Origin of the sequence: Streptomyces sp. T39 (assembly GCF_008042045.1) — a bacterium.
Lineage (GTDB): Bacteria > Actinomycetota > Actinomycetes > Streptomycetales > Streptomycetaceae > Streptomyces.
Genome location: NZ_RDBP01000120.1, coordinates 1 through 1,013 on the forward strand (window position 1 = coordinate 1; position 1,013 = coordinate 1,013).

Below are 1,013 nucleotides of genomic sequence, written 5' to 3' on the forward strand. Positions count from 1 at the left end.
GTCAAGGCGGAGACGGACGCGACGGCGGAACTGCGGCACCTCGCCCTGGAGCACCTGTTCACCGTCCCGGAGACCGTCACCGTCCTCACCCCGAGCGGCGGCCGCCACCTCTGGCTGACCGGCCCGCCCGGGGTGACCGTCCCCAACTCCGCGAGCCGGCTCGCCCCGGTGGGGGGAGCGCAGGGCCGGGAGCTTGTTCGCGGACAGCGGGATGACGGGGAGCCCGCGCTCGGCTGCCGAGAGCGCGTGGGCGAGGGCCAGGGTGGCGGTCTGCCGGTCGGTGATGGCCATGGAACCATTTTCGTACATGCGTTCGAAGAAGGGAAGGGGGGAAGGGGCGGGGCGCGGCCGGCGGGACGGACGGGACGGTGGCCGGCCATGTCTCCTCCTCCGGGAACGGCGCGGGAGGCAGGCCCGCGGTGCCGGGTGCTAGGCGGTAGGCGCCCTGGGCGGTGACGGAGCCTGGGCCGACGAGGTAGCCGCCGGCGCCGCGGACGTCGATGCCCGGGGCGAGCCGGCTCGCGGAGTTGGGGACGGTCACCCCGGGCGGGCCGGTCAGCCAGAGGTGGCGGCCGCCGCTCGGGGTGAGGACGGTGACGGTCTCCGGGACGGTGAACAGGTGCTCCAGGGCGAGGTGCCGCAGTTCCGCCGTCGCGTCCGTCTCCGCCTTGACGTCGAGGTCGATGCCGATCAGCCGGTGCGGCGGGCGGCCGCAGGCGATCCCGTAGCCGGTGGCCCAGGGGGCCGCGGCGAAGAGGGCGCGCACGGCGGCGGGGTCGCGGGTGGCGTCGTGCACACCGTGGCCGGGCCTGCCGCACTCGCCGCGGCAGGCGAAGGGTTCGGGCTCGCCCCGGTGGGGGGAGCGCAGGGCCGGGAGCTTGTTCGCGGACAGCGGGATGACGGGGAGCCCGCGCTCGGCTGCCGAGAGCGCGTGGGCGAGGGCCAGGGTGGCGGTCTGCCGGTCGGTGATGGCCATGGAACCATTTTCGTACATGCGTTCGAAGAAGGGAAGG

General features: G+C 75.2%; 1 protein-coding gene and 1 pseudogene. One reads left to right on the forward strand and one right to left on the reverse strand.

The window, feature by feature from the left end; translation table 11 throughout:
- Positions 1–54: 54 nt before the first annotated feature.
- Positions 55–111: pseudogene (locus tag EAO77_RS41590) on the forward strand (hypothetical protein); the annotation flags it as partial.
- Here EAO77_RS41590 and EAO77_RS35725 read toward each other — a convergent pair.
- The gene (locus EAO77_RS35725; RefSeq protein WP_261994302.1) at positions 86–976 is read right to left on the reverse strand and encodes a bifunctional DNA primase/polymerase; all 891 of its coding nucleotides are present in this window, start codon (positions 974–976) and stop codon (positions 86–88) included. The pseudogene EAO77_RS41590 and the gene EAO77_RS35725 overlap by 26 nt on opposite strands.
- Between the last annotated feature and the right edge of the window lie 37 nt (positions 977–1,013).

What these genes read in the sequence shown, in the direction of transcription:
- EAO77_RS35725 (WP_261994302.1), bottom strand. Translation starts at nt 976, where the DNA reads ATGGCCATCACCGACCGGCAGACCGCCACCCTGGCCCTCGCCCACGCG.